Origin of the sequence: Allobosea sp. TAB14, from assembly GCF_052113865.1 — a bacterium.
Lineage (GTDB): Bacteria > Pseudomonadota > Alphaproteobacteria > Rhizobiales > Beijerinckiaceae > Allobosea > Allobosea spartocytisi.
Window position 1 is genome coordinate 1 of the sequence record NZ_JBFRDQ010000381.1, and the last position, 1,039, is coordinate 1,039.

At 34.4% G+C, this 1,039-nt stretch carries 2 protein-coding genes; both read left to right on the plus strand.

Translation table 11 applies throughout. The features are described from left to right. Nucleotides 1-913, plus strand: a 913-nt coding sequence (locus AB4Y99_RS27790) for a glycosyltransferase (protein WP_441525628.1), incomplete at its 5' end; no start/stop codon positions are given. A gap of 22 nt (nt 914-935) precedes the next feature. Then, the coding region (locus AB4Y99_RS27795; RefSeq protein WP_441525629.1) for a sugar phosphate nucleotidyltransferase at nt 936-1,039 on the plus strand (104 nt) is incomplete at its 3' end.

A 1,039-nucleotide genomic window follows, 5' to 3' on the forward strand; every position in this document is an offset into this window, starting at 1 on the left:
TATTAATGCTGAGCAAATGATGGAAATTTATGCTCACTATGGGAATCGAATATTCAATAATAAATACAATATTGGTTATTGGCACTGGGAATTACCTGATTTCCCTGATCAATGGACAGAAAGTTTTAGCCTAGTAGATGAAGTTTGGGCACCTTCTACATTTGTTGCAGAAGCGATTTCAATTAAAAGTCCAGTTCCCGTTATTCGTATTCCCCACAGTATTGAAGTGAAAATAGAACAATACAGAAACAGAAGTTATTATAATCTTCCTGAAGATACATTTTTATTTTTAACCATGTATGATGTAAAAAGCTATCAGGAACGTAAAAATCCACAAGCGTCAATCGAAGCTTTTAAAAGAGCTTTTGGTAAGGATGATATTAATGTGGGACTAATTGTTAAAGTGAACATTAGTAATGCTGAATCTAATGAAATGAAGTTATTAGAAAAATTAATCGATGACTATACAAATATTTACTTAATAAAAGAGGTACTATCAAGAAATGATATAAATGCATTAATCAATGTATCAGATAGTTTCATATCCCTTCATCGAAGTGAAGGTTTTGGTCTTGGTTTAGCAGAAGCTATGTTTCTGAGAAAACCAGTCATTGGAACGAATTGGTCATCTAATACAGATTTTATGAATGATAGTAACTCATGTCCAGTGAAATATGAACTAGTAAAGCTTGGCAGCACTTTTGGGCCATATGAAGCGTATCAGTATTGGGCAGAGCCAGACGTTGATCATGCGAGTTATTATATGAAGAAACTAGTTAATGAACCAGATTATCGTGATGAGATTGCTAAAGAAGGCGAGCATACGATAAAAACAGATTTTTCGCCAGAGCAAGTAGGACAACTCATGACGAAACGCTTGGAATACATAATGAAATGGAATAATGGAGGTTAATATGACAATTACTTGTGTAATTATGGCAGGGGGCAAAGGCGAGCGTTTTTGGCCAAAGAGTCGAACTAACCTGCCGAAGCAATTTTTAAACATATCAGGCAATAAGTCTATGATTCAACAATCAAT